This is a genomic window from Vibrio sp. J502 (assembly GCF_025397955.1).
GTDB lineage: Bacteria > Pseudomonadota > Gammaproteobacteria > Enterobacterales > Vibrionaceae > Vibrio > Vibrio anguillarum.
This window is the reverse complement of sequence record NZ_CP104554.1, coordinates 1,155,965-1,182,378: the sequence shown is the minus strand read 5'-3', so window position 1 is coordinate 1,182,378 and position 26,414 is coordinate 1,155,965. Positions and strand designations below refer to the sequence as shown.

Here is a 26,414-nt window from a genome sequence, read left to right as displayed (position 1 = left end):
AATTGTGTAGAGATAACGCTATGAAGCCTATGATTATTGGCCACCGCGGAGTGGCCGGCCATTACCCTGAAAATACGCAAGTGAGTGTGCAAGCCGCTATTGATTTAGGCCTAAAGTGGGTTGAAGTGGATGTGCAACCGACTCAAGATCATATATTGGTTGTTTGCCACGATCACACCATTGATCGTTGCAGTAATGGCAAAGGGCGCATTGATTCTTACACGCTTGAGCAATTACAACAGTTCGACTTTGGCGGTTGGTTTGATCCTCAATTTGCAGGCGAACCCATCATGACATTAGAGACGTTGCTGACACTCGCAAAGCAGCACAGCCTTGGTTTAAACATTGAAGTCAAAGTGGATAAACACGATGTTGCTCAAGTCGCTGCTCAGCTTAAAGCGCAACTGGATCAATGTGGATTACCGAATGAACAGATTGTTCTCTCCAGTTTTAACCACGCTATCATGCGCGAGCTTTATCAGCATTGTCCGGGTTATAAATTGGCGGTGTTGAGCGAGCGATTAACGCGTAAAGATAAGCAAGTGTTAGCCGAAATTGACGCCTTTGGCTGTAACCTTAACTATCAATGGATCAGTGCAAAACACATTGCCGAGTTACATCAAGCGGGTTACCAAATTTGGTGCTACACGGTGAATAATCCGAAAAAGTTCAAACATCTCAACTCGGTTGACGCCATTTTTAGTGACGATCCACAGTGCTTTTTGTAAGCCTGCAAGCGTTTAGCTGACTGGTAGAATCTCTTTATTGAGAATGATTCTTCATAATGCGCCACTCTTCCACTCTGTCATCACTCATAATATGGATGATTTCCTAAGGTACTCTCTATGATACTTGACTCATCGTTATGGATTTGGATCCCGCTGCTTTTTGCCGTTATCTTCAGTTTTCAAAAGCAGTTACGTCCAGCATTCGCCTTGCTAGCACTGTCGTTAGTGGGCGGATGGTTCACAGACCGATTATCGTTAATGGCCCTACTGTATGTCGCCATTGGATTATGTGGTGCTTATTACATTCCACAACTGAAAGGCCGCTGGAAATGGTTTGCTCATGGTGCGTTGCTATTATGGGCAATTGCACTGCTGCTGCATGCTATTCCTGGTTTTAATAACCCTAAAGTGCTGGATAATGTGGTGGCTGGTGCAAATAGTGCCCCCTTTCGTCTCTACTTAAACCTAGATAAACCTATGATATTTTTTGCTTTGCTACTCGCTTGGCCGCCACTCCTTGGCAACCATCAAACCATTCGTTGGGCCGCGATCGGTAAAGTGTCGATTCCTCTTTTTGCTTTGCTTTTTGTCGCATGGGCGCTTGGCGCGATTAAGCCCGAGTTATCTTTACCGACTTGGTGGTGGCTCTTTGCTCTCAATAATTTGCTTTTAACCTGTGTGGTGGAAGAAGCATTTTTCCGGGGCTATTTACAAAAAGCCGTTAGTGAAAAATTCGGTCTATGGCTCGGTATTGCGCTCGCTAGCACCCTATTTGGTCTTGCGCATTTTTCTGGCGGCGTGACTTTGGCGCTATTTGCCACATTAGCTGGTATTGGCTACGGCGCGATCTATCATCTAAGCGGGCGCTTATGGACGGCCGTACTCTTCCACTTTCTCTTTAATTTTTCCCACCTTATTTTCTTCACTTATCCAGTATGGGTACAGCGTTAAAACCTTTAAGCCAGCTGAAGTTTTCGCTGGCTTTTTTCTTTTTTTCAGTCGATGAAATACCTTATTGATAGTTTAGTGACAACCGTTATGAACAACTGAATATAAAACGAATTGTTCTCATTATTCCTATTTTTGGCCTAGGGTTTATGGTCAACGTCATGTTGATAATAATACTCAAGGGAGGAGAGAATGAATCAGAAACAAACGTTATTGGCGATTGCGCTAGCAGGCTGTTTCAGTACCGCTTATGCAGAAGAAAAGGTGTGGATTTCCATTGGTGGTGACGCGACGCAAACGGCTCTTCGCTCTGGAGCCCAAAGCCTATTACCGGAAAACATTGTTAATCAAACATCAGTATGGGTTGGGCAAGTACCAGTAAGCGAGTTGGCGACGCTTTCACATGAAATGCACGAAAATCATCAGCGATGTGGTGGTTATATGGTGCACCCTTCTGCACAAAGTGCGATGAGTGTCAGCGCAATGCCTCTGAATCTAAACGCTTTCAGTGCACCGGAGATCACTCAGCAAACCACCGTTAACGCTTGGTTGCCATCAGTATCAGCGCAACAAATCACCAGTACCATCACCACCTTAACCCAGTTTAAAAATCGCTTTTATTCCACCTCGACTGGTGCTCAAGCATCGAATTGGATTGCAGATCATTGGCGCTCACTCTCTGCATCACTGCCCGCAAGCAAAGTAGAACAAATCACACATTCAGGCTACAACCAGAAATCGGTAATGCTCACAATTACAGGCTCTGAAAAACCTGACGAATGGGTGGTGATTGGCGGGCATTTAGACTCGACACTTGGTTCTCGAACCAACGAAAGCAGTATTGCGCCGGGTGCGGACGACGATGCATCAGGTATCGCGGGCGTGACAGAAATCATCCGTTTGTTGTCTGAGCAAAATTTTCGTCCTAAACGCAGCATCGCTTTCATGGCTTACGCTGCTGAAGAAGTGGGCCTTAGAGGTTCACAAGACTTAGCCAATCGTTTTAAAGCCGAAGGTAAAAAAGTAATGTCTGTGATGCAGTTAGACATGACTAACTACCAAGGTTCACGCGAAGATATTGTGTTTATGAGCGATTACACCGACAGTAATTTTACCCAGTATTTGACACAACTATTGGATGAATATTTACCGTCATTAACCTATGGATTTGATACCTGTGGCTATGCCTGCTCTGATCATGCCTCTTGGCATGCGGTTGGTTACCCAGCTGCGATGCCTTTTGAATCCAAATTTAATGATTACAACCCTAATATTCATAGCCCGCAAGACACTCTGCAAAATTCCGACCCAACAGGATTTCATGCGGTGAAATTTACTAAACTTGGATTGGCTTATGTGGTTGAAATGGGTAACGCCTCAACACCGCCTACACCGAGCAATCAACTGAAAAATGGCGTACCTGTGGACGGTTTATCGGCCAGCAGAAATAGCAAAACCTGGTATCAATTCGAACTGCAGGAAGCGGGCAACTTGAGTATTGTATTGTCAGGGGGAAGCGGCGATGCCGATTTATACGTTAAGTATCAAACTGATGCCGATCTACAGCAATACGACTGCCGTCCTTATCGCAGTGGCAATAATGAAACGTGTCAGTTCTCCAATGCTCAACCGGGCCGCTATTCTATTTTGCTGCATGGATACAACAATTACAGCAATGCAAGTTTAGTGGCGAATGCTCAATAAACAGCGTAAAGAAAAGCCAGCCGCAAGGCTGGCTAATCGATTAACTCTCAGCATCGGGCTGGTTTTCAGGTGCAGCGGCAATAAACGCCGGATGAGCACGAAGCTCAGCAGTGATTCGTTTGATGATCGGAAACTGCGCCATATCAAGATTAAAGCGCTCTGCGTTATACACTTGTGGTACTAAACAAACATCCACTAAGCTCAATTGATCACCAACACAGTACTCCCCTGATACTGTCGCCAATTTCTTTTCCAAAGCATGAAAACCGATAGCTATCCAATGCCGATACCAGTCTCCTTTTTGACTTTCATCCACGTCCAGTTCACGCGTTAAATATTGTAAAACTCGTAGATTGTTCAGTGGATGAATATCAATAGCAATGTCTTGCGCCAGTGCTTTAACCTGATATTTCTCTTTACCTGATAGCGGAACCAAACGGACTTGGGGATACTGGTCATCCAAATATTCGATGATGGTTAACGACTGAGTAATGCAATGCCCGTTATCTTCCAGTACCGGAATTAACTCACTCGGGTTGAGAGCGCTAAACTCGGCGGAATGTTGCACTCCGCCCTCCTTAACTAAATGGATAGCAATCGACTGGTAATCGAGCGCCTTGAGGTGAAGTGCGATTCGTACTCGGTAAGCGGCTGAAGAGCGCCAATACCCATATAACTTGAGGCCACTCATGACCCTTTCACCACGCGTTGATCGATTAGACCAAACAGGCTGTTCCCTTTATCATCACGCATTTCTAACGTTATCCTGTCACCAAACTTCATAAATTCGGTGCTTGGTTTACCGTCCCGAATGGTTTCAATCATCCGCACTTCTGCAATGCATGAATAACCGATACCTCCTTCAGCAATCGCACTGCCAAAATCGGTTCCCTGTTTATTAGAAACCGTGCCAGAGCCAATAATAGTGCCCGCGCACAAGGGGCGCGTTTTTGCTGCGTGAGCAATTAACTGTGGGAATTCAAACGTCATGTCCACGCCAGCATTGGGGCAACCAAATGGTTTATTGTTATAGGTTGATAGCAATGGAAGGTTGAGTTTTCCGCCGTCCCAATGGCAGCCTAGTTCATCGGGTGTCACAGCGACAGGAGAGAATGCTGAAGACGGTTTGGATTGAAAAAAACCAAATCCTTTAGCAAGCTCTTGAGGGATCAAACCACGCAGCGATACATCGTTAACCAACATCACCAATCGAATCGCTTGCGCCGCTTCACTTGGGGTTGCACCCATTCTGACATCATCAGTGATCACGGCCACTTCGGCTTCAAAATCAATTCCCCATGCTTCATCTTGCATTTGAATATCATCACGCGGTCCAAGAAAAGCATCCGAACCACCTTGATACATTAACGGATCACTCCAGAAGCTTTCAGGGATCTCCGCACCTCGTGCTTTTCGTACTAACTCGACATGGTTGACGTAAGCAGAACCGTCGGCCCATTGATACGCTCTAGGCAGCGGCGAATGACACAAGGTTTGATCAAACTGCATCTCTTGCAGCAATTCGCCTTCATTCAGAGCCGTGTAAATTTCGCTGAGCATCGGTGCGGTTTCCTGCCAACGGTCTAAGGCTTGCTGTAAATGCTCGGCAATCTCAGGCACAGCAACGCATTTTGATAAGTCATGGCTGACCACGACCAATAAACCATCTCTTGTGCCGTTTTTTAGCGTAGCTAACTTCATGTCACTTCCTTATTCTTATTCGTTTATTCGCTCTTCCAACTGTAGACGTACTGTTGATTTTCAACCTGCTGCGCCGCCTCACTAAAGTGTAATGCATGCCGCGTATCAATCATCACTGCCACTTCATCGGTAAATTTTTTCTTATACTCTTGCCCAGTTTGGAACGCTTTCGGATGTGGGCCATGGGTAAACCCGGCAGGATGAAAAGTGACCATGCCAGCTTCAATATTATCGCGGCTAAAGAAATCACCCGCATGGTAGAAGAGCACTTCATCGTAATCATCATTGTTATGATAAAACGGAACCTTTAAAGCGCCGGGGTCACTCTCTATCGGCCGAGGCACAAAGGTGCAGACCACAAAACCTTGACCAACAAAGGTTGTGTGAGCGGAGGGCGGCAAATGATAACGGTGCGACATCAACGGCCGAATGTCTCGCCAGTTGAGTTTCACCACGGAAAGATCACCGTGCCAACCTACTGCATCCAATGGGTTAAATGGATAAGTAATGACGCTGATTTTCTCATGGCGTTTTAAATGAACTTGGGTGGTCTTTTCTGAATACTGCGCTTTAAACTCTGGATTAATCGACGGGACTTGCAAAACCGCAGGATCGAATATGGCGTGGTTCCCTACTAGCCCTTTTTCTGGCAAAGCATACGCCGCATCCGTATTCTCTATCATTAGAATGAACATCGGCTCACTTGGCTCAAGCCGCCAATTGGTTGAGCGCGGGATCAACACATAATCCCCTTGTGAAACGCTCAAGTGTCCGTAATCGCAATAAAAATCAGCGCTTCCTTGATGAATGAAAAGCAGCTCATCCCCATCGGCGTTACGCACTAAATGATCCATCGCTTGAGCCAGCTTCCATACTCGGACTTTACATTGTGCATTATGCAATAGATGCGGCACGCTCCACGGTGAACTTTGTTTGGCTTGCTCGATCAAATTAAAATTAAAGGCTCTCGGCCTTAACTCACCTTGCCATTCACTCCACCCAGTCGGTGCATGTTGGTGATGGAAATGGGCCGCAGGGCCAAAAAAGCCACTGCGTCCTGCTTCTCTTTCATAGATGGCCTCTTGCGGGAAGTCGGCATGAGCTTGGTTTGAACATACCCCTTCTCGATGAGGAAATGTGATCCATTTATGCATCGCTGAGTACTCCTCGTCGAATTTGATCTTCTTCAATCGACTCAAATAACGCTTTGAAATTACCTTCCCCGAACCCTTCATTGCCTTTGCGTTGAATGATCTCAAAAAAGACTGGGCCAATGACGGTTTGAGTAAATATTTGCAGCAAAATTCCATCTTTCATCGGTGCGCCATCAATCAGGATCCGCAGCGCTTTTAACTGATCAACATCTTCTTGATGCCCTTCAACTCGATCACTGACTTTTTCGTAGTAAGTATCCGGTGTCGGCATGAAATCCATCCCTCGCTCGCGCAGAGTACGTACCGTCTGGTAGATATCATCAGTTGATAAAGCGATGTGTTGGATCCCCTCACCATTGTATTCACGAATAAACTCTTCTATTTGTGATTTATCGTCAGACGATTCATTGATTGGGATGCGAATTTTGCCGCAAGGCGCTGTCATTGCACGGCTAACTAACCCAGTTAGCTTCCCTTCAATATCAAAATAGCGAATTTCACGGAAGTTACCAATCCGCTCATAAAAGCCAGACCAAACGTTCATATGACCTTGTTTAACGTTATGCGTTAAGTGGTCAATTTCGAACAAGCCAACATTGGCGTCGGTCATTCGTTGATTAGCATCGGCATAGAACTTGAAATCCACATCATAAATGCTCTGGCTACCATAACGATCGACAAAATAGAGCAAGCTATCACCAATTCCATAAATCGCAGGAATACTCAGTTCCATTGGGCCAATTTGTGTTTTGTATTCTCGCCCGCCATTTGCCTGCACATGCTGCATGGCGACAGATGCATCATGAACGCGAAACGCCATCCCACACACTGAAGGTCCATGCACTTTGGCAAACGCTGCAGCTTGGCTATGGGGTTGAGAGTTAACGATAAAATTAATATCCCCTTGACGATATAACCACGCCTCTTTTGAGCGGTGCTTGGCTATCTCAGCAAAGCCAAGAGAAGTAAACAGCTCTTTTAACTGCGCGATTCCAGCGGGATCAGCCGCGGTGTACTCCACAAATTCAAAACCGTCTGTTCCCAATGGGTTAAATGTTGAGGTCATCTCGCGCTCCTTTTTTGTTAACGCTTGTGTTGAGTATTGCGAACATGGCGTAATTTTCAGCAAAAATGAACTCTATGACTAAAAATGGTTTGGCAATGAATAAACGATGCAGATGTAATGAAATTGTTACATAGAGTTATTAATGAGCAGCAGGATAAAAAATACGTGGTTTTTACGTGGGATGATTGAAATTATATCATTGAATATTAATAGTTTTTAATCAGGGTAATCCGTTAATCATAAATTCACCACCAACACTCGATCAGTAAGATAAATATCACGGCGTAACAATTTATCTACATTAGCCCTGAAGAGAGAAGGTTACCTTCAATGACAAAACAATAACCAGTAAGATATTAGGCACATACTATTTCTATACGCCCACAGACATGAACAAAGTATTAGGTCAAAACAGTTGAATCATGAAGTTAAAAATAGCGTGTTGAGCTTAAATAGCGTGTTGAGCTTAGTAAGTCTGATGATAGAGCAGGCCTCATTTTCGCGAGGCCTGCTAAAGACACATTGGTGGGATTTATATAAATTATAAGCCTATATTTTCCGTTAACGCTTTGATTTGTTCTAAATCCATGCGGTGAACTTGGATCATCTGATCGATTTGGCTAATTCTTGAATTCGCTTCATCTTGCTTATCACATGCGTCTGATTTTGCATCCCACGACTTACCTTCTAGGTAGACATCACAATCGGTTTTGAGCGTTTTGAGCTTCGGTACTAAAGTTTCTTTCTCTTTTTGCAGCGCTTCTAACTCTTGCTTAATTTTCAATTCACGTTGGAACAGTTCGCGTGAACGTTCAAAAATCGTTGCCTGCATATCGGCTTGCCGATTTAATTTAGAATTTTTGTTCTCAACTTGCGCTAGTGCATTTTCCTGTGTATTGAGTTTCGCTTGCAGCGCTTTATTTTCTGCCATTAATGCTTGGTATTGGCTTTGCGCTTGATCCAGCTCTTGCTGATACTGCTTTTGTTGCTCTTCTAATGCTTGTTGAAGTTTATTTGCTACTTCAGCGTCGACACTGGCGACTTTTAATTGCACTTTTTCAGCTAATTGGCTTTTATCTTGGGTGAGCTGTTCATATTTTTCTTCTAGCTGATGGTATGTTTTTTGCCAGTTATTCGTGGTGATACTTGAACCGATTAAGCCACCTAATGCTAACCCCAACACCCCTGCTAACGCGATGTAGACGTAGGTGCGTTTGTCTCGTTCTTCAATCACTACGACATCGTCTTGTGCATCAATGTCCGTCTGTTTGTTCACTCTTTCGCTCCTATCTATCTCAGCGAGTTAATTCAGTAATCACAATTGAGGCAGCATAAATGACAAAAGCAGTGAGTAAAGAAACCACCACACCTTTTTGCAACTTTTCGTTGGTACGATAACGAATAAAAATAAAAGCAATGGCGATCAATAAAATAATGGTGATGAGTCGTGTCATTAGCCTATCCTCTCACGTAGTGTATATCATTTATAACACGCGATAAGTCAGAAAAAAGTAGAACAATCGACAACAAGCGTAAAGTTTTCACCCCTCATCCTACGTTTACGTCTATAAATGGTTAACAAACCACCAAACGGCAGCAAATTGAGATCAAAAGCACAATTTTTCTTGTCTTGAAAAACGCTTTATGTAACATATCTCGCCTTGATGGTAAGCGCACTTATCATCAGTTCCGATGAAGACTGCAGGAGAGTAGCCTTAGTTTATTCAAAGTATGAGTAAACAGGCTCGCCGAAGAAGTAAATCTTTCAGGTGCTAATGCTCTCTCTTATGAGAGCTGGCGAGGACTGTAGTTGGAGGAACCTCTGGAGAGAACCGTTTAATCGGTCGCCGAAGGAGCAAACCCTATTTGGGGTGAAACTCTCAGGCAAAAGGACAGAGGAGTGGAAAGTTACAATCATAAATAGGTGTGGTTTCTTCACCACTGGCCTGCTGTGATCTTTTTGTGGGATCTTTTCAGATTACTGCCCTTTCCCTCTTCTCCTTAACTGTCGTTTTATTAAGGGGAACTAATGAACAACCTGCAATCTATTCTTGAATCTATAGACAACTTTGTCTGGGGACCACCACTTTTAATTTTATTGGTCGGTACAGGCATCTATTTTACGTTTCGTCTCGGTCTTATCCAATTTCGACATTTACCTACCGCACTTAAGATGGTGTTTAGTAAAGACAAAGACGCCGGTAAACAAGGCGATGTATCAAGCTTTGCCGCCTTATGTACCGCACTTTCCGCGACGATTGGAACCGGTAATATCGTTGGCGTAGCGACAGCGATTAAGCTCGGTGGGCCGGGCGCGCTATTTTGGATGTGGTTAGCCGCGCTGTTTGGTATGGCGACCAAATACGCTGAATGTTTACTGGCAGTAAAGTATCGTCAAGTGGATGACAAAGGCCAAATGGTTGGTGGCCCGATGTATTACCTGCAATATGGCGTGGGCTCGCGAACTTTGGCGGTTTTATTCGCCCTATTTGCCATCGGCGTCGCTTGTTTCGGCATTGGTACATTCCCACAAGTCAACGCGATTTTAGATGCTACTGAAATCTCTTTTGGTGTGTCACGCGAAATATCAGCAGTGGTTCTAACGCTGTTAGTCGCATTTGTCACGGTCGGTGGTATTCAATCAATTGCTAAAGTGGCTGGGAAAGTGGTACCTGCCATGGCCCTTTTTTACATCCTTGCGTGTTTGAGTGTGATCATCAGCAACAGCGATCAATTACTCACGGCCATCAGTTTAGTTATTACTTCTGCCTTCACTTCCACAGCCGCTACTGGTGGTTTCTTAGGAGCGAGCATCATGCTAGCGATTCAATCAGGGATTGCGCGCGGTGTATTTTCTAATGAATCTGGTCTTGGCAGCGCGCCAATGGCCGCGGCGGCAGCGAAAACTGACTCTTGCGTAAAACAAGGGTTGATTTCAATGACTGGTACTTTCTTTGACACCATCATTATTTGCACCATGACCGGGCTTGCGCTGATCTTAACTGGCGCATGGCAAAGTGATTTTTCTGGTGCCGCTATGACAACCTATGCATTTGCCGTAGGCTTAAATGCGCAAACCTTGGGCCCGATGATGGTCTCCATTGGTTTGATGTTTTTTGCTTTTACGACGATTTTAGGCTGGAACTATTACGGTGAGCGCTGCGTGGTGTTTTTGTTTGGCACCAAAGCAGTAATGCCTTATAAGCTGATTTTTATCGGTTTGGTAGCATCAGGTGCATTCTTGCACCTTGATATGATTTGGATTATTGCTGATATCGTTAACGGTTTAATGGCTATCCCTAATCTGATCGGATTAATCGCATTACGTCATATTGTGCTTGAAGAGACCAAGCTGTTTTTTGAAAAACAGTCAGCACCTTTTACGCGTGATGCTCAAACCCAACATTAATCGTTTGCCAGCCGATAAGCATGTGGCAGTGCTTATCGGCAACTTTAGGTGACTAAAGAGCAACTTCTTAAGCCGCTTCATCTTTTAGTAGCAATTTCACCCCAAGCGCAACGAGCACAACACCTGTTGTCCCTTCCATCCATTTCATAAACGACGCATTCTTGAGTAAGTTTTTTGCAAAGCTCAATGCACCCGCTAAACCGCACTGCCAACACATAGCGATAACAAAATGAATGGCGGCCATCAAAAGCGATTGCAACAACGGAGAATATTCTGGGTTAATAAATTGCGGCAAAAATGCGAGATAAAATACCGCCGTTTTAGGGTTTAATACATTGGAAAGAAAGCCTTCACGCAATGAGCGCTTCAGTGTAAATTCACTGTGTGAAATGGCCGTAACCTGCATACCTTGGCTATTTTTCAGCAACGCTTTTAAGCTGGATAGTCCCAGCCAAATTAAATACGCCGCACCGATCATTTTAACCACATGAAACAGCTCGGCCGATTGTGCCAAAATCGCCGAAATACCGACGGCGGAAAAGGTCGCATGCACAAACAGCCCCATGCAAATACCCAAACTTGTTATGCTGCCGTCAGTGAACCCTGCTCGTGATGTGTTACGAATCACCAGCGCCGTATCTAGCCCTGGAGTTAGCGTTAATATAGTAATTGCGATCAGAAAGGCTTCAACGTTTTGGATATACATACCCGTCCTTGTATAAAATAAATGTCATCGTTTGCCTTTTTATACCTGAGCTCTTTTATAAAGTCTTTAACAGTTTTCACTGGATAATAAAATAATGAAATCCCCTCAGCTTTGTCGGTTTGGGTCACGCTCTTTCACCTTGATTGATTTGGATGGCCTTGGTTAGACACTTAATGGTTGCTACACTAACTCCTCTTTTACGTCACGGAAGGCTAATTCCATGGATGCATTCAATCAATTAGTTCAACATTCTAAGAAAATTTCACATTTCAATCATTTAGCGGCTATTTGTGGCTGGGATCAAGCCGCAGTAATGCCCGCTGGCGGCGCTCAAGCGCGATCAGAAGCGATGGCGCAATTGTCCGTTCATATTCATAGTTTACATACTCAACCTCAATTGGCTGAATGGTTTGATAAAGCACAAAATGAGCCATTGGACGATGAGCAAAAAGCAACTCTGCGTGAACTCAAACGCCACTGGCAGCAGGCAAACGTACTGCCTGAAGCTTTGGTGCAAGCGAAATCTCTTGCTGGTTCAAAGTGTGAACATGCTTGGCGTACCCAACGCAAAAACAATGATTGGGTCGGTTTTGAGAAAAACTGGGCTGAGGTGGTCACACTCTCACAGCAAGAAGCGCAGATCCGCGCTGATGCTACAGGTTTAACGCCTTATGATGCGATGCTCGATCTTTACGAACCGGGTACAACCACTCAATCATTGGACGCTGTTTTCAGCGATGTTAAAACTTGGCTGCCAACGTTAATCGATCAAGTCATAGAGAAGCAACGCGCCGAAGAGATCATCATGCCAACTGGCCATTACCCTGCTGAAAAGCAAAAGGCGCTAGGCTTAGAAGTCATGAAACTGCTTCAGTTTGATTTTAAACACGGTCGCCTTGATGAAAGCGTTCACCCTTTTTGCGGCGGTGTTCCAACCGATGTTCGGATCACCACTCGTTATAATGAGTCGGAGTTTATTCAGTCTCTAATGGGCATTGTCCATGAAACCGGCCACGCACGTTATGAGCAAGGCTTGCCTAAACATCTTGCAGGTACACCAGCAGGAGAAGCGCGTTCGATGGGTATTCATGAATCTCAATCGCTCTTTTTTGAAATGCAGATGGGGCGCAGTGAACCCTTTATTGAGCACTTAGCCATCCTAGCCGCCCGCTATTTTTCAGGTAGTGAAGATAAAGTATTTGCACAAGCGAATTTCCAGAAGATCTACACTCGCGCTGAAAAAGGTTTTATTCGTGTCGATGCCGACGAGTTGACTTATCCAGCGCATGTCATTTTACGTTATGAAATTGAACGTGATTTGATCAATGGTCATATCAAACATACCGATGTGCCTGAGCTATGGGATCACAAAATGCAGGCTTACCTCGGCCTTTCTACCCAAGGAAATAACCAAAACGGCTGTATGCAAGACATCCACTGGACAGATGGCGCTTTCGGATATTTCCCAAGTTATACACTTGGTGCGATGTACGCTGCCCAGTTTATGGCAGCGATGAAGAAAACGGTGGATGTTGATGCCACCATTCGCAGTGGCGATTTATCACCAATATTTACTTGGCTTGCCGATAATATTTGGCAAAAAGGTAGCTTATTAACAACCGATGAATTGGTGAAACAAGCGACTGGGGATGTGCTTAACGCTCAATATTTCCAAGTCCACCTAAAGCATAGATACCTTTAGCGCCAAACTTAAAAAGCAGCTTAAATCGCTGCTTTTTTTACACTTAGTTAACGCTCAATAACACGCAGGAATTCATGATGAACTTTTCATCAATGCATCTTTACGCAAGCGCCATACTGTCAGTAACATCGCCAGTAATGCTAGTACGCTCATGCCAATATAAACCAAGCTAAAACCTTGTGATAATACTTGAGTGGAAACGCCGGCCTGTTCGGCACCGTGTTCCGCAACCATGACTTCGCTCGGCACTCTCAGATAAAAGAGCGCGGAACAGAACGCCACACCGAGTGCTCCGCCGAGTTCTCGTCCAAAATTAAACAGTGACATGCCAATGCCGCGATCACGTGCGGGTAAGACACTTTGTACAACAACGCCTAAGGCCGGTAAGGTTAAACCAATACCTATACCCGCAAAACCCAATGCAAATTTCACCCACATATCGTAATGAACTTGCCACAATGCAGCCATAGCTAAAGCAAAACCGACGATCACTAACATCTTATAACGACCAAACTTCGCGATGAGCTTCCCACCCACATAAGCGCCAGAGGTAATGCAGACCATGAAGATCACCATAATCGCACCGCTTTCTGACGGAGTGAGTCCTTTTTGCCACTGAAACTGCAGCGGCAAATAAACCAAAAGCGCAAACATCAGCATTTGCGACCCCATAATAAGAACAATCGCGGTCAGATAATTCGGAAGACGTGCTAAACGCGCCGGTAAAATAGGATCACTCACTCTGCGTTCAACAACCACCAAAGCAACTAAACACGCCAGTAATGCAAACGCACCCCAGCCAGTAGGGATAAATGAATGTGAAGAAAGTAATAACAGCAGCAAAGTCGTCGCACTCATGAGTAACGCTGCTCCCACCCAATCAAAGCGACTATCTCTGCGTTTATTGAGATGCTTCAAATAGCGGTTAACCATGTAAAGTGCCACCAACCCTAACGGTAAATTAATACCGAATACCCACCGCCAACTGAGGTAGTCAGCAAAATAGCCGCCAAGCAGTGGCCCTGCAATACTGGACACCGCATAAACCGCTGAAATATAACCTTGGTACTTGCCCACTTCGCGCGCAGGAATTGAATCGGCGATAACGGTAAATGCCAGAGCTATTAAGCCTCCACCGCCAATCCCTTGAATCACACGGGCACCAATTAAACTGGGTAGATCAAAAGCAAAGGTACACAGCGCGGAACCCAACATAAAGATCACGATACTGACATTTAGCATCCGAACTCGTCCGAACAAGTCGCTCAGTTTACCGTAGACGGGCAATACAGCGGTCGATGCTAATAGATAAGCAGTAATCACCCATGTTAATGCTTGTCCTGCCGAGAGATCTTGCCCAATAAGAGCCAATGGTGTGGTAACGATGCTTTTTTCAAGCGAGCCTAAAGCGATGACTAAAGCAACGCTGGCAAAAATAATTTTCGGATTAGCCGAATAAGTTGAATCGGTAGGCATGTGCCCCTCATATGAACTTGATTAGAATGCGCGACCGACACGATAACGTAATAGTGCACATCCTAAAATAGGATAGAATGGGATGGCTTATTGCATAAATGGGATTAATGATGAAACTTGATGATTTATCACTCTTTTTAACGGTAGTGAAATGTGGCAATTTTACGCTGGCAGCAAAACAAAAAGCCTTGTCCACCAGCACTTTGAGCCGCAGAATTCAGTAGTTGGAACAAGATATTGGCAGCATTCTACTGATCAGAAACAGTAAAGAAGTGGTACTAACGAAAGAAGGCGAGCATTTGTTTGAAACCTATGCCAACCTATTTAGCCAAATAGAAGATAAACAAGCACAAGCTTTAAAAGCCAAACAAGAGTTTAGAGGCGAGATCGTCATTAACGCGCCAATCCTACCCATTCGGCATCAGCTAAGTCCATTAGCACTGGAATTTTGTCAGCAACATCCTAAAGTCAACATTCGTATTCAAGTCGGTGCAGGGCTGGATTATCATACCCAGCACGACCTTGATATAGCGCTACGTTTTGGTCCACAACCGCAATCCGATTGGGTTGCGCGCAAACTAGCTAATAACCCTTCCGTGTTGTGCACAAGTCCTGACTACTCGGCCTCTTTGCTGCTAAAACATCCAGAGCAATTACTTTCTCTGCCACTACTCACTTTAAATACCAAACAAGCGTGGATATTTGAACATCAGCAAAGCAAAGAACGTTTTCAATTTATCCCTCAGGCACGTATTAGCTCTGAGGAAATTGATACGATTTTACAAGCCACATTCATGAATATGGGTATTGCAAGGTTACCTAAAGGATTAATTGATAAGGAGTTAGAGGAGAAACGATTAGTGCCATTATTGCCTAATTGGCAGATTGAAGGAGCGGATGTTTATTTGCTGCACCCTCAGAGACGTTTTCTTCCTGAGCGAACTCAGGCATTTATTGACTACATCATCAATCACTGGTCGCGCTTTGCTTTCAGTTACTGGCGTACTTGAGAATGTACAACACCACACCATACTGCTCAAATAAAAAACCACTTCTTGCTACTAACGAGCAAGAAGTGGTTGAAAGCAGTTGAGTGACTAGATTAAAGAAAGTGGAAGGTCGCGTTGAATGAAACCGTACCAATATCGTCATCGCCCAGAGTGTAATTCATGTAACTTGCACCAACTGAAATGGGCCCCATCAGGAAGTATTCAGCGCCTACACCGTACATGATGTCAAAACCATCATCTATTTTATTGCTGTTTAATTTTTTATCCCAAGAATGCAAACCACCTTTGGCATACACATGCAGAGGGCCAAAATCAATGCTTGGCTTTACCGCAAAATAAACAGAAGAGGCCGCGATTTCATTCGTGGCACTGACTTCAAATTTGCCATGGTCGGTGTAACCCGCTTCGAGGCCAATCAGAGGAAGAATACCAGTACCGGCATGAATGTTGTACGAAGTACCGCTTTTACCATTCAAATCCGATTGACCTACCGATGCGCCGCCATAAATCCAAGAGTCAGCAAACGCCATTGAAGATGTACTGATCAGCGCCAGTGCGATTAAAGTCTTTTTCATGATGAACCTTCTTTATTTAATTTGGCAGTGGCCTCAAAACGGCGACCGATTGCCACATAGCGTCAAATTATAGTGAACTGTTGGTTAGATGCAAATCTTATACCTAACAAGCATCAATCGCATTTTTTATACGTTTATCTGAAACTGGATAAGGAGTGCCAAGTTGCTGAGCAAATAAACTCACGCGAAGCTCTTCAATCATCCAACGGATCTCTTTAACATTTTCAGGTACTTCTGCACCACGAGGTATCTTGTTTAGTAGCGCTTTGTAATCATTAGTTACCGCTTCAATTTTCAACATGTGCAAACGATCCTTATTTGGATCAATGGGTAACTTCTCCATCCGACGTTCAATCGCGCGCATGTAACGCAGAATATCCGGCAAACGCTTCCAGCCGCATTCGGTGGCAAAGCCTTTAAAGATCAAACCTTCGATCTGCGCTTTGATATCCGATAACGCAAAAGCCATCGTAAAATCGATTTTCCCTTTCAGCTTTTTATTAATGTTGAATGCCGTGGTAAGGATCGTCTCCACTTGTTGGGCGATATCGACCACAGTATCGCCCAATTCAGCGCGCACAAACTCTTTCAGTGCCTCAAACTGCTCCGGCTCCCACACTAAACCGCCTTGCTGCTCAATTAACTTATCAATCCCACAAGCAATACAGTCATCAATCAGGTCCAGTACTTTGCCATACGGGTTAAAGTAGAGCCCCAATTTTGATTTGTTCGGTAAATTGGTGTGCAGATATTTAATCGGTGAAGGAACGTTCAGCAAAATCAGACGCCTTTGCCCTGCTTTCATTGCATTGAGTTGTTCTTGCTCGGTCTCAAAAAGCTTAATTTCAACACTCTCTTTACTATCTACTAACGCTGGATAGGCTTTAACCTCGAAACCGCCGCGCTTTTGTTGGTACACTTTCGGTAATTCACCAAAGCTCCACGTATGCAGACCTTGCTGTTCAATATCATCGTCTGCCACTTGAGAGAGTGTTTCTTGTACTTTCTCTTTCAAACTCTCTTTCAGCTGATATAAATCTTTATGCTCGTTGAGTTTGCGATTTTTATGATCCACCGCGCGAAAAGTGATTTTTAAATGATCCGGAACTTGCTCTAACTTCCAATCTTCACGCTTCACCTCGACGCCCGTCATGCGTCTTAACTCTTTTTCCATCGCATCCAATAAAGGCAATTCCATCGGTGTGACACGAGCTAAAAACGCATCCGCATAGTTAGGTGCCGGTACAAAGTTTTTGCGCAGTGTTTTAGGCAAAGACTTGATGAGGCTGACAACCAATTCATGACGTAACCCGGGGATCTGCCAATCAAACCCTGTCGGCTCAATTTGATTTAGGATCGGCAATGGTAAATGCACCGTGACACCGTCACTATCCACGCCAGGTTCAAATTGATAGCTGAGCTTCAGCTTAATACCGTTTTGATGCCAAAAGTTGGGATAATCTAAATCAGTGATGTGGCTAGCATCACCTTTAAATAGCATCTCTTTTTCAAAGTTGAGTAGATCTGGGGTGGCTTTGCTGACTTTTCGCCACCACGCATCAAAATGACGCCCAGAGACCACATCCGTTGCGACTCGCTGATCGTAGAACTCGAAAAGCTGTTCATCATCAATCAAAATATCGCGGCGGCGAGATTTATGCTCAAGCTCCTCGACTTCAAGTAATAAGCGACGATTTTGCTTGAAAAATGCGTGTTTGGTTTCCCAATCACCTTCAACTAATGCACTGCGAATGAAAATCTCACGACACAATGGCTCGTCAATGGTGCTGTAGTTAATCAAACGTTTAGGCACAATAGGAATGCCATATAACATCACTTTTTCATAGGCCATGACGGCGGCTTGTTTTTTTGACCAATGCGGTTCGCTGTAGCTACGCTTGATCAAATGCTGTGCCAGCGGTTCCACCCATTCAGGCTGGATTTTAGCTGCAATACGCCCCCACAGTTTAGAGGTTTCCACCAATTCGGCGACCATCACCCACTTGGGCTGCTTTTTAAACAGACCAGAAGCGGGAAAGATATTAAAGCGGGCGTTACGAGCCCCTTGGTATTCATTTTTCTCTTGGTCTTTGATACCGATGTGCGACAGTAAACCCACCAAAATTGCACTGTGGATACTTTGGTAATTGCCCGGTTCGTCGTTCAATTTGTAATCCATTTCACGCATCGATTGGTGAATTTGGAAGTAGACATCCTGCCATTCGCGTACCCGCAAATAATTGAGGTAATCTTGTTTGCACTGCTTACGAAATTGGCTGCTGCTTAACGCTTTTTGCTCAGTTTGAATGTGGTTCCACAAATTCACTAGGCTCAGGAAATCGGACTCTTCATCAAAAAATCGGCGATGTTTCTCATCTGAGGCTTGTTGCTTATCTGATGGGCGTTCACGTGGGTCTTGAATCGAAAGTGCAGCGGCAATCACCATCAGCTCTTTTACGCAGCCAAGCTTTGGCGCTTCGAGCACCATACGCGCCAAACGGGGATCAATCGGCAAGCGTGCTAATTTGCGCCCCATATCCGTCAACTGCTTTTTGCTGTCGTGACCATTTTTATTGGTATCAGGAACAATCGCACCAAGCTCTTCAAGCAAACGCACACCATCTTGAATGTTGCGTTTATCCGGCGCTTCCACAAACGGGAATGCTTCAATATCACCCAGCCCAAGTGCGGTCATTTGTAAAATAACCGAGGCTAAGTTGGTACGCAGTATTTCCGGATCGGTAAATTCTGGGCGTGAAAGAAAATCCTCTTCGGAATAGAGGCGTATGCAGATCCCTTCTTCAACACGGCCACAACGTCCTTTACGCTGATTTGCACTCGCTTGAGAAATTGGTTCAATCGGCAAACGTTGGACTTTGGTGCGGTAGCTATAACGGCTGATACGCGCCGTACCTGGGTCAATGACATATTTGATACCCGGAACGGTAAGGGATGTTTCTGCCACGTTGGTGGCTAAAACAATGCGCCGCCCTATATGGGGCTGAAAGATTTTATTCTGCTCTCCGGCGGATAATCGTGCATAAAGCGGCACAATTTCAGTATCACGTAAGTTACGTTTACTGAGCGCATCGGCCGTATCACGAATTTCTCGTTCACCATTCATGAAGATCAGAATATCGCCAAGCCCTTCAGCACAGAGTTCATCGACGGCTTCAAAAATACCTTCAAGTTGATCGCGGTCTGCTTCCTCTTCACCAAGCAGTGGTCGATAACGCGTATCGACCGGATAAGTACGACCCGACACTTCAATGATAGGCGCGCCACTAAAATGGTTAGAGAAGCGTTCAGGATCGATGGTGGCCGAAGTAATGATGACTTTGAGATCCGGACGACGCGGCAGCAGTTCTTTCAAATAACCTAAGATAAAATCGATATTTAAGCTGCGCTCATGCGCTTCATCGATAATGATGGTGTCGTACTGATTGAGAAAACGATCATGCTGGATTTCGGCCAACAATATCCCGTCAGTCATCAATTTGATCTGAGTCTGCTCGGAAATTTGATCGTTAAAACGAACTTTATAGCCAACAAAGCCACCCAGTTCTGTTTCCATCTCTTGCGCTATTCGGCTCGCGACCGAACGCGCAGCAAGGCGACGTGGTTGCGTATGGCCAATCAGGCCATATTTACCGCGCCCAAGTTCTGCGCAAATTTTGGGTAACTGAGTCGTTTTGCCTGACCCTGTTTCACCCGCCACAATTACCACTTGGTTTTCAGCAATCGCTTTGGCGATATCATCGCGTTTTTGGCTTACGGGCAATAAATCAGGGTAGTCGATGGTAACGCGGTTGTTGAAACGCTGCTGCGCCACCATCATTGACTGAGCAATATCGAGCGCAATTTGATCAAAAACGGCATGTTTGGCTTGCTCATTTTTTATTTTGCTCGCACCAGAGATGCGTTTACTCAGACGAAAACGATCACGCATCATGCATTCTTTCAATGCATTGCGCAGAGATGCCGCACTGTTGCTGCTAGCGTTCATTGACTTGTGTTGATTGGGCTGTGACGAGGTCAAAGCATTTCCTATTCATTTCATTACATAAAACTGAGCGGATTGTAGCATAATCAACGCACCTGCAATCAGTTATCCTTTCACAAACGGCGAGCATTTATTCGCTTCCTCCTCGATTCCGGTATGTTTTGCCATCGTTCGTATGATTAAGCGATTTAAAATTGGGCAATCGGATCAGGATTTCTTATGTTTATAAGAAAATCGCCGCTACAATAGCGACATGATCACTGAAACGATAAAACTGTGAAAGCATCTGAACTGAAACACATACTCGATTCACTACCCGATAACACCGATCCAGAATTGGTGATGGGTGAGGCTTGGTTGCCTGAACGTCTTATTGACACACAATTGGACGGCCATTTTCTGTTTCTGGAGTTTGATAATGCGCCCGAAGAAGGTGAAGGAGAGGAAGAAGGTCGCGGTTTTGTTGAACATGAGATTGCCATGATACGACGACGCTTTGAAGAAATTTTGCTAGAAAAAGCGGACAATAAATCCAAAGCCGATGCCATGTTAGCGCTTTTCCTGATGGGGCATGAATACTCAAGTTCAGAAGTCATTGAAATACTAGAAGACCCTAGCGTTCCTCAAGATCCGAATGATTTTTATCACGAAAACGATGAAGATGAATCTCGTGATATTTAGAATCTCACTTTATTCTGACTTGTGTTTTGCTCAATACGCCACTATTTAAACAATAATGACTCGAAATTTTCAGTAGGTTTTTTTATGTTTAATGCCATTACATCGCTATTCAAGCAACTCTTGGACGGAGAATATTTAGGCCAGCGCTCCAACACTAACCCCAACCTAGCGATTGCTTGTTTGCTCAGAGAAGTGGCAGGAGCCGATCATCAAATTGACACACGAGAAAATGACGCTAAGTTTCAATTAGTTAAACGACTATTAGCGTTAGATGATACAGAAACCACGGAACTGCTCATTCGGGCAGAACAAAGCGTCAAACAGTCAGCTTCATTGTATGATTTCACTTCACAATTACGCGAGCTCTCGCAAGATACGCGATATGAACTTATCAAGGCGATGTGGCAAGTGGCGCACGCGGACGGTGAGATAGACCCACTCGAAGAGGCGGTGATCCGCAAAGCGGCAGAATTATTGTATGTCGACCACAGTGAATTTATCCGCGCTAAACTTTCCGCTCAAAAATAGAGCGGATTACAACATCGTTAACGCCAATTTCGCAAGGTTGTAGGCATCAACATAAGCGGAGTGCTGTCGCCCTTCCCACTCAATACCTTGCACTTCTTGTGCGGCGCGGTGACCAATACGTTTTTCTTTCATTCTCTGCTGAATACGGTAGAGCGTTGCTAGGTTGATGAACTCGCTAAAAGGCATAACGATCCCCTTCTGCTCACACTCTTTAGCTAAAATTTGGTCATCACGCCCCCACGAAACATAAATCTTGTTTGGGCCGCCAAAGTTCTTGACCATTGATTGAATGACACCCGCGAGTGGTCGCCCCTGTTTTTCAATTTTACGCGGAGTTATCCCGGTTAACTCACTACAAAACAGCGAAATTTCGTCTTGCTCTGGCCTGACATAATATTGAGCACGCTTCACAATCGTGCCCAACTGCACATCAATTTCAGCTAAACCCACTTCAATGATTTCACCCGTTGTCCCAACCCCATTTTCATTCCAGCAGCACATTTCTAAATCGAAGCAGACAACTCGGTTATAGTTCATTGTTCAGGCGTATCCTTTAGATATAAGTAGTCAAAGAACGTTATCTTACTCGACTCCTCTCAAAAACTCGACTCTCGCCCTTTCGTTCGGACAGTTATTGGGCGATTGAAACTCGGTTGCGACCATTTTCTTTGCTTTCGTATAACTTGCTGTCTGCCAAATGTAATAAAGACTCTTGATCATAAGTATGATTGATCGCCGCCCCAATACTGAGCGTGCAATACAGCACCTCATCCATGAACTCATATCCAGTTGATTCAACAGCCGCTCGTAACGTTTCTAAATAACACTGCAAAGGTTGAAGTTCTGACAATTCACAAATAATGCAAAATTCGTCCCCACCTAACCGAGCTAAAACATCATTATTTCCCATATGACGTGAAATAACCGTTGTGATATGTATTAGCATCTCATCGCCTGCAATGTGGCTATGGTTGTCATTAATCAGTTTAAAATCATCGACATCGAACATTACCAACGAAAAAGCTTTTTTCTGTAAGACGTTCTCTTGCAGTAAACGTCCGAATGCACGTCGGTTATACAACCCAGTCAAACTATCGTGGTCCGCTAAAAAGCGCAGTTCTTCAGTACGTTCTTCTAGCATCTCGCTAAGATGAAGTTTTTCTCTCATCAACAAATAGACAACATAACCTAACAAGATCGAAATAATTAAACCACCGACGCTGAGCGCTACTAAAATCCACTGTATGTTGCTCGCTATTGGTTCTGAGAACTTAAAATCAATTTTCCAATCACGGTTAGGCAGAGATAAGCGTTTCTCTATTTCTATGCCTTTGATTGAATCCCAATCTGGGCTTTGGAATAGAATCGGATCATCTTCGGCATCAAATCCGAGATCGGTTACTTTCATATACAATCGATGATCGGATGCCGTGCGGCTCACCAATCCATCAAAATAAGTAGAGAGTCGAATAACACCCACTACCACACCAATCATTTCCTGTTTGTTGTAGTTGAAAACGGGATGATATACCAATAGTCCATCCTTTTTGTGGTGTGCTTCTATGCCATCTTGCAATAGGCGGACCTTATCGGATATAGCAGGTAGCCCCGTACTCTCAATATGTGCAGCAATTCTTTGAAAGCGAGGGCGTAGCGAATAGAAACCGAGCAATTCAAGGTTACTTTTGGTTTGAGGATAAATATCACTCAGAACATAAACGGGTTGTTCATTCTCTTCAGAAAATCCAATCACCTTTTGACCCGCTTTAGGTACTGTAAATAACTCAAATTGAGGCAAACGATCCCTCATTAATGTTACAAATTCGTCAGCATCATCTTTCGTTACTTTCGCTAACCATTGCAAACCGATAAGGCTGTAGGATGTTGACATAACCCCATGGGCAAAAACGTCAAATCCTTGCACATTACCCCCCTCGGTAGCATGCAAAAAATTGGCAGCCGAACCAATAAAACTGACATCATTTCCAACCAACGTGTCTAATATGCTTGCTTGATGTTCAGCGTGGCTATCAAACAACATGACAATATGATTCTTTTGATTAATGTAGAGTAATGAGATGACTGACGCTGTCATCATTAAGGTAATAATTGAAATACATAAAGGGTAGATCACCTTTTTGTCGCTCTCTAACATAACAGCCTCTCCGTGGCTCAGGACTCAGGACTCAGGACTCAGGACTCAGGACTCAAATTACTCTTATAAAAGTAGGTAAATCAATAGCCAGTCACCAATTTATTAACCAATTAATCTTAAAGTTGAACCAGAATAGAGAATTAATGATTGATACTGCTCAAAACGCAAGCAATCGCTTTAGCTTAAACGTGATGATGCGGACTTTCTATCCTGTATTCGCCTTGAATATGGTAAGCTGCGCCCCTATTTTTAAGTCTATTCACCGTAGGCTCACGAGAATTCCCACGCCTACTTCATTGTGTAAAGAGAATTGTGATGAACTTCGATTTAAATATGATCCCTACCACCTTTGATATGCTGCATGCTGGGCTCAGTGCATCAAGCCTTTTGCTACTTCTCATTGCGGTATCACGCAAATCAAAAGTCGTTGAGAAAGTTGTTGAAAAACCTGTCGAGAAAATTGTCGAAGTCGAAAAGCTGGTTGAAACGATTGTTGAAGTCGAAAAATCGTAGAAGTAGAAAAAGTGATTGAGCGCGTAGTTGAAGTCGAATCTAAATTAGCGACAGCGCCAACCGATTCCGCCCTACAACTTTTGTCGTTAATGCAGCAAGAAGCTCGTCTGATTGACTTCTTAAATGAAGATGTCACCGCTTTTTCAGATGAGGAAGTTGGAGCTGCGGCGCGCGTGATCCACGCCGGTGGTAAAAAAGTCCTACAAGATTACATTCAGCTCACGCCTATTCGCGGCGAAGATGAAGAGAGCCGAATTACCATTGAAGCCGGTTTCAACCCGCAAGAAGTTCGCTTAACGGGTAATGTGACGGGTTCAGCACCCTTTAATGGCACCTTAGTCCATAAAGGCTGGAAAGCAACAGCTATCACTTTGCCTAAATTGGCTGAACAGTATGATGCTTCAATCATCGCACCTGCCGAGGTTGAATTGTAATGGAACAGACAGCGCCAAAATTTAGTATTGGTATTGACTTAGGCACAACACATTGCGTGCTCTCTTATGTTGATACACAGGATGAAAACGCTCGCGTTTCAGTAATGAGCATCCCTCAACTTACCGCGCCCGGTACGGTTGAAAGCCGTCATCAATTAGGCTCGTTTTTATACCAGCCTCATGAACATGAGATGAGCCCTGCCGCACGCGTTTTGCCTTGGTCGGCCGAGCCAAAAGCCTTAGTCGGAGCCATTGCGCGCAACCTTGGCAGTAAGACACCGATTCGTTTAGTCGCCAGTGCCAAATCATGGCTATGTCATGGTGGCGTCAATCGACGTGATGCATTTTTACCCGTGGGTAGCAGCGATGAAGTGGAAAAGATCTCTCCATTAAAAGCCACTGAGTATTATCTAGAGCATTTAAAAAGCGCTTGGGATCACGCTCACCCTGACTTCCCCTTAGCCACACAAGATGTCACGTTAACAGTACCCGCTTCATTTGATCCAGCCGCCCGAGATTTAACCGCTGAAGCAGCACGCAACGTTGGTTTTGAGCAATTAACGCTGCTTGAAGAGCCACAAGCGGCTTTATACAGTTGGATAGATAATAGCCACGATGCGTGGCGCGATGAAGTCAAGGTGGGTGACATTGTTCTCGTGGTTGATATTGGTGGGGGAACCACTGATTTATCCTTAGTGGAAGTGACTGAAGACGCTGGTAACTTAACGCTCAATCGGATTGCGGTTGGTGAGCACATTTTGCTCGGCGGCGACAACATGGACCTTGCCCTTGCTTACCGTTTAAAAATGAAATTGGCGCAAGAAGGTAAAGAATTAGCCCCTTGGCAAGTACAAGCGATGACGCACGCTTGCCGAGATGCCAAAGAGGCGCTTCTTAATGACAGTGCCCTACATTCCGTACCGATTGTGGTACCAAGTCGCGGTTCAAAACTGCTCGGTACAACGCTTAAAACCGAATTGACTCAACAAGAAGTGCAACAAACCTTGGTCGATGGTTTTTTCCCACAAGTGAATATCACTGATCATCCCATACAAAAAGCACGTGGCGCATTAACGCAAATGGGCCTTCCCTACGCGCAAGACGCTGGAATTACCCGCCATATCGCCGCGTTCTTGACAAAACAAGCCCATGCAATGGGTGGCGACATATCCGCTCTAGAAAAATCCGCTCTGAATGATAACCCATTTGCTGGCATGCCCGGTATGGGCGAAGCTCCGGAGATGGATTTTATCAAACCGACCGCCATCTTACTAAACGGTGGCGTGTTAAAATCCGATTTATTAGCAAACCGTCTTCTCAGCACTATTAATGCTTGGTTGAGCACTGTGGGAGCACCACAGATGAAGCGCTTAACAGGCTTAGACCTTGATTTAGCTGTCGCATGTGGCGCAGCGTATTACGGCGCAGTTCGTCGTGGACAAGGTGTGCGTATTCGCGGTGGCATTGCCTCGAGTTATTACGTCGGTATTGAAAGTGCTATGCCTGCCATTCCGGGGATCACACCGCCGATGGAAGCCTTGTGCGTCGCTCCATTTGGCATGGAAGAAGGAAGCAGTGTCCGCGTACCAAGCCAAGAGTTTGGATTAGTCATTGGTGAGCCTGTACATTTTCAATTCTTTGGTTCAACAATACGCCGCGATGACGAAGCTGGCATGCACTTAGATTATTGGGCTCCAGAAGAACTTGTAGAGCTGCCCGAGATCCACGTCACCTTACCTGTTTCTGAAGGACGTCGACAAGGCGAAGTCGTTCCGGTTCACTTAGCCTCAACGATCACAGAGCTCGGGACACTTCACTTAGAAGCCATTGCGACCGACAACGGCCAAACATGGCACGTTGAGTTCGATGTGCGTGAAGATCCTCAAGTCACTCAATAATCCCCACACGGCATCTTCGGATG

At 44.7% G+C, this 26,414-nt stretch carries 20 protein-coding genes, 2 pseudogenes and 1 riboswitch; of the genes and pseudogenes, 10 read left to right on the top strand and 12 right to left on the bottom strand.

What is annotated here, in order from left to right; translation table 11 throughout:
- The first annotated feature begins 20 nt into the window (after positions 1-20).
- From N5E84_RS05535 to N5E84_RS05525, 3 genes are all read left to right on the top strand, one after another.
- Positions 21-728: a glycerophosphoryl diester phosphodiesterase gene (locus N5E84_RS05535; RefSeq protein ID WP_019282151.1), complete on the top strand. Its 708-nt coding sequence runs from the start codon at positions 21-23 to the stop codon at positions 726-728.
- Between the two features lie 117 nt (positions 729-845).
- On the top strand, positions 846-1,679 hold the full coding sequence (locus N5E84_RS05530; RefSeq protein ID WP_019282150.1) for a CPBP family intramembrane glutamic endopeptidase: 834 nt from the start codon (positions 846-848) through the stop codon (positions 1,677-1,679).
- 189 nt (positions 1,680-1,868) lie between these two features.
- Positions 1,869-3,380, top strand: a complete 1,512-nt coding sequence (locus N5E84_RS05525; RefSeq protein ID WP_019282149.1) for a M28 family metallopeptidase — start codon at positions 1,869-1,871, stop codon at positions 3,378-3,380.
- Between the two features lie 40 nt (positions 3,381-3,420).
- Here the strand turns inward: N5E84_RS05525 and maiA are convergent, their stop codons facing one another.
- From maiA to N5E84_RS05495, 6 genes are all read right to left on the bottom strand, one after another.
- Positions 3,421-4,071 (bottom strand): maleylacetoacetate isomerase, encoded by a 651-nt coding sequence (gene maiA, locus N5E84_RS05520; protein WP_019282148.1) that lies wholly within the window; start codon positions 4,069-4,071, stop codon positions 3,421-3,423.
- Complete coding sequence (locus tag N5E84_RS05515; protein WP_019282147.1) at positions 4,068-5,081, bottom strand: fumarylacetoacetate hydrolase family protein; 1,014 nt, start codon at positions 5,079-5,081, stop codon at positions 4,068-4,070. Before N5E84_RS05515 ends, maiA begins: the two co-directional genes overlap by 4 nt.
- 23 nt (positions 5,082-5,104) lie before the next feature.
- Positions 5,105-6,235 carry a homogentisate 1,2-dioxygenase gene (locus N5E84_RS05510; RefSeq protein ID WP_019282146.1) on the bottom strand — a complete coding sequence of 377 codons (1,131 nt, stop codon included), beginning with the start codon at positions 6,233-6,235 and terminating at the stop codon, positions 5,105-5,107.
- Positions 6,228-7,301 (bottom strand): 4-hydroxyphenylpyruvate dioxygenase, encoded by a 1,074-nt coding sequence (hppD, locus tag N5E84_RS05505; protein ID WP_019282145.1) that lies wholly within the window; start codon positions 7,299-7,301, stop codon positions 6,228-6,230. Before hppD ends, N5E84_RS05510 begins: the two co-directional genes overlap by 8 nt.
- Positions 7,302-7,842: 541 nt before the next feature.
- Entirely contained in the window at positions 7,843-8,577 is a 735-nt protein-coding gene (locus N5E84_RS05500; RefSeq protein WP_013856842.1) for a hypothetical protein, read from the bottom strand.
- A 19-nt stretch (positions 8,578-8,596) separates the two neighbouring features.
- Positions 8,597-8,755 carry a hypothetical protein gene (locus N5E84_RS05495; protein ID WP_010319274.1) on the bottom strand — a complete coding sequence of 53 codons (159 nt, stop codon included), beginning with the start codon at positions 8,753-8,755 and terminating at the stop codon, positions 8,597-8,599.
- 358 nt (positions 8,756-9,113) lie between these two features.
- Positions 9,114-9,207: riboswitch (glycine riboswitch) on the top strand.
- A gap of 123 nt (positions 9,208-9,330) precedes the next feature.
- Between N5E84_RS05495 and N5E84_RS05490 the strand changes: the two genes are divergently transcribed.
- On the top strand, positions 9,331-10,710 hold the full coding sequence (locus tag N5E84_RS05490) for an alanine/glycine:cation symporter family protein (protein WP_017042489.1): 1,380 nt from the start codon (positions 9,331-9,333) through the stop codon (positions 10,708-10,710).
- A 67-nt stretch (positions 10,711-10,777) separates the two neighbouring features.
- Here N5E84_RS05490 and N5E84_RS05485 read toward each other — a convergent pair whose 3' ends face one another.
- Positions 10,778-11,416, bottom strand: coding sequence for a LysE family translocator (locus tag N5E84_RS05485; RefSeq protein WP_019282144.1), 639 nt, complete (start codon positions 11,414-11,416; stop codon positions 10,778-10,780).
- Positions 11,417-11,636: 220 nt separating this feature from the next.
- On the opposite strand from N5E84_RS05485, the gene N5E84_RS05480 reads away from it, so the two are divergent.
- The gene (locus tag N5E84_RS05480) at positions 11,637-13,118 is read left to right on the top strand and encodes a carboxypeptidase M32 (protein WP_019282143.1); all 1,482 of its coding nucleotides are present in this window, start codon (positions 11,637-11,639) and stop codon (positions 13,116-13,118) included.
- Positions 13,119-13,190: 72 nt separating this feature from the next.
- Here the strand turns inward: N5E84_RS05480 and N5E84_RS05475 are convergent, their stop codons facing one another.
- Entirely contained in the window at positions 13,191-14,594 is a 1,404-nt protein-coding gene (locus N5E84_RS05475) for an MDR family MFS transporter (protein ID WP_013856812.1), read from the bottom strand.
- 98 nt (positions 14,595-14,692) lie between these two features.
- On the opposite strand from N5E84_RS05475, the pseudogene N5E84_RS05470 reads away from it, so the two are divergent.
- Positions 14,693-15,604: pseudogene (locus N5E84_RS05470) on the top strand (LysR family transcriptional regulator).
- 92 nt (positions 15,605-15,696) lie between these two features.
- Here the strand turns inward: N5E84_RS05470 and N5E84_RS05465 are convergent.
- Together N5E84_RS05465 and hrpA are read right to left on the bottom strand one after the other, a co-directional pair.
- Positions 15,697-16,179 (bottom strand): porin family protein, encoded by a 483-nt coding sequence (locus tag N5E84_RS05465; protein WP_013856810.1) that lies wholly within the window; start codon positions 16,177-16,179, stop codon positions 15,697-15,699.
- A 103-nt stretch (positions 16,180-16,282) separates the two neighbouring features.
- Positions 16,283-20,218, bottom strand: a complete 3,936-nt coding sequence (hrpA, locus tag N5E84_RS05460; RefSeq protein ID WP_069212171.1) for an ATP-dependent RNA helicase HrpA — start codon at positions 20,216-20,218, stop codon at positions 16,283-16,285.
- A gap of 240 nt (positions 20,219-20,458) precedes the next feature.
- On the opposite strand from hrpA, the gene N5E84_RS05455 reads away from it, so the two are divergent.
- Positions 20,459-20,863, top strand: coding sequence for a hypothetical protein (locus N5E84_RS05455; RefSeq protein ID WP_017042483.1), 405 nt, complete (start codon positions 20,459-20,461; stop codon positions 20,861-20,863).
- Positions 20,864-20,947: 84 nt separating this feature from the next.
- Positions 20,948-21,391: a TerB family tellurite resistance protein gene (locus N5E84_RS05450; RefSeq protein ID WP_029388216.1), complete on the top strand. Its 444-nt coding sequence runs from the start codon at positions 20,948-20,950 to the stop codon at positions 21,389-21,391.
- Positions 21,392-21,397: 6 nt separating this feature from the next.
- On the opposite strand, the gene N5E84_RS05445 is transcribed toward N5E84_RS05450, so the two are convergent.
- Both N5E84_RS05445 and N5E84_RS05440 read right to left on the bottom strand, forming a co-directional pair.
- A complete protein-coding gene (locus tag N5E84_RS05445; protein ID WP_017042481.1) occupies positions 21,398-21,928 on the bottom strand; it encodes a 3'-5' exonuclease in 531 nt (176 codons plus the stop codon).
- Positions 21,929-22,022: 94 nt separating this feature from the next.
- Positions 22,023-23,546, bottom strand: a complete 1,524-nt coding sequence (locus N5E84_RS05440; protein WP_019282141.1) for a sensor domain-containing diguanylate cyclase — start codon at positions 23,544-23,546, stop codon at positions 22,023-22,025.
- Positions 23,547-23,861: 315 nt separating this feature from the next.
- Here N5E84_RS05440 and N5E84_RS05435 point away from each other — a divergent pair.
- Positions 23,862-24,493, top strand: a pseudogene (locus N5E84_RS05435) (DUF2760 domain-containing protein).
- On the top strand, positions 24,493-26,391 hold the full coding sequence (locus N5E84_RS05430) for an Hsp70 family protein (protein WP_019282140.1): 1,899 nt from the start codon (positions 24,493-24,495) through the stop codon (positions 26,389-26,391). The pseudogene N5E84_RS05435 and the gene N5E84_RS05430 overlap by 1 nt, the downstream one beginning before the upstream one ends.
- Positions 26,392-26,414: the final 23 nt, after the last annotated feature.

What these genes read in the sequence shown, in the direction of transcription:
- N5E84_RS05535 (WP_019282151.1), top strand. Translation starts at nt 21, where the DNA reads ATGAAGCCTATGATTATTGGCCACCGCGGAGTGGCCGGCCATTACCCT.
- N5E84_RS05530 (WP_019282150.1), top strand. Translation starts at nt 846, where the DNA reads ATGATACTTGACTCATCGTTATGGATTTGGATCCCGCTGCTTTTTGCC.
- N5E84_RS05525 (WP_019282149.1), top strand. Translation starts at nt 1,869, where the DNA reads ATGAATCAGAAACAAACGTTATTGGCGATTGCGCTAGCAGGCTGTTTC.
- maiA (WP_019282148.1), bottom strand. Translation starts at nt 4,071, where the DNA reads ATGAGTGGCCTCAAGTTATATGGGTATTGGCGCTCTTCAGCCGCTTAC.
- N5E84_RS05515 (WP_019282147.1), bottom strand. Translation starts at nt 5,081, where the DNA reads ATGAAGTTAGCTACGCTAAAAAACGGCACAAGAGATGGTTTATTGGTC.
- N5E84_RS05510 (WP_019282146.1), bottom strand. Translation starts at nt 6,235, where the DNA reads ATGCATAAATGGATCACATTTCCTCATCGAGAAGGGGTATGTTCAAAC.
- hppD (WP_019282145.1), bottom strand. Translation starts at nt 7,301, where the DNA reads ATGACCTCAACATTTAACCCATTGGGAACAGACGGTTTTGAATTTGTG.
- N5E84_RS05495 (WP_010319274.1), bottom strand. Translation starts at nt 8,755, where the DNA reads ATGACACGACTCATCACCATTATTTTATTGATCGCCATTGCTTTTATT.
- N5E84_RS05490 (WP_017042489.1), top strand. Translation starts at nt 9,331, where the DNA reads ATGAACAACCTGCAATCTATTCTTGAATCTATAGACAACTTTGTCTGG.
- N5E84_RS05485 (WP_019282144.1), bottom strand. Translation starts at nt 11,416, where the DNA reads ATGTATATCCAAAACGTTGAAGCCTTTCTGATCGCAATTACTATATTA.
- N5E84_RS05480 (WP_019282143.1), top strand. Translation starts at nt 11,637, where the DNA reads ATGGATGCATTCAATCAATTAGTTCAACATTCTAAGAAAATTTCACAT.
- N5E84_RS05475 (WP_013856812.1), bottom strand. Translation starts at nt 14,594, where the DNA reads ATGCCTACCGATTCAACTTATTCGGCTAATCCGAAAATTATTTTTGCC.
- N5E84_RS05465 (WP_013856810.1), bottom strand. Translation starts at nt 16,179, where the DNA reads ATGAAAAAGACTTTAATCGCACTGGCGCTGATCAGTACATCTTCAATG.
- N5E84_RS05450 (WP_029388216.1), top strand. Translation starts at nt 20,948, where the DNA reads ATGTTTAATGCCATTACATCGCTATTCAAGCAACTCTTGGACGGAGAA.
- N5E84_RS05445 (WP_017042481.1), bottom strand. Translation starts at nt 21,928, where the DNA reads ATGAACTATAACCGAGTTGTCTGCTTCGATTTAGAAATGTGCTGCTGG.
- N5E84_RS05440 (WP_019282141.1), bottom strand. Translation starts at nt 23,546, where the DNA reads ATGTTAGAGAGCGACAAAAAGGTGATCTACCCTTTATGTATTTCAATT.
- N5E84_RS05430 (WP_019282140.1), top strand. Translation starts at nt 24,493, where the DNA reads ATGGAACAGACAGCGCCAAAATTTAGTATTGGTATTGACTTAGGCACA.